Annotated in this window: 1 protein-coding gene and 1 pseudogene; both read left to right on the top strand. The window is 46.4% G+C overall.

What is annotated here, in order from left to right; all coding sequences use genetic code 11:
• Positions 1-572, top strand: a 572-nt coding sequence (locus ACS8FD_RS18400; protein ID WP_439276910.1) for an alanine racemase C-terminal domain-containing protein, incomplete at its 5' end; no start/stop codon positions are given.
• 191 nt (positions 573-763) lie between these two features.
• Positions 764-869, top strand: a pseudogene (locus tag ACS8FD_RS18395) (ornithine carbamoyltransferase); the annotation flags it as partial.

The raw sequence follows: 869 nt of genomic DNA, 5'->3' as shown, positions 1-869 counted from the left end.
CTGACATGTTGAAGTATCTGCAACAGCATATAACCCCAAATGTCGAAGGCTCGTTGTGTAACTCAGCAGGCATAGTAAACTTCTCTGAACACCATCATGATTGGGTACGTCCAGGTATCATGCTGTACGGTAGCTCTCCTGTCATTGATCAATCAGCTGATGATTTAAACCTACGACCTGCAATGGAGTTTAGCGCTCGGATTATGGCGATGCATATAGTCAATACTGGTGAGGCCATTGGCTATGGCAGCCGCTGGACTGCAGAGCAAGACACCAGGACGGCTCTCGTCAGTATCGGCTATGGAGACGGCTATCCACGTGTCATTAGCGACGATGCTTATGTTTGTATTGTCGATGCCAATAGTAATATAAGCTACCACTGTCCTATCCGTGGACGAGTTGCTATGGATATGATTGTGGTTGATTTGAGTGCAGCTCCTGTAGATATCGCGCTTGATAGCAAAGTTGTGTTATGGGGTACCATGCCACATGTTGATGAAGTGGCCAGTCATGCAGGCACGATTGGCTACGAGCTACTATGTAGATTGAGTGCTCGTCCTAAGCGGGCATAGGGCAGCTGTATTCTTGCTTAACCTACTGCTACAGGCCCACTACCTGACTGCCAACGGTTATCGAAATTTGGCGTTTACATTGAAAGTAATTACGCTATACTAAAAGTTTGTTGTCACTACAGCTTAAAGCTGACTGTCGCCATTGACGGCTGATAACGTTTCATTGACTGTGATCGACTGCTAGGACTGCTATGAGTTTGCGCCATTTTTTGACCTTATCTGATTTAACCAAACAAGAGCTAGAAAACCTGATCAAACGTGCAAGCGAGCTGCGTAAGATGCAGCATGCAGGCGAGA

The sequence above is a fragment of the Psychrobacter sp. 1U2 genome (assembly GCF_051847575.1).
This window is presented reverse-complemented; position numbering and strand designations above follow the sequence as displayed.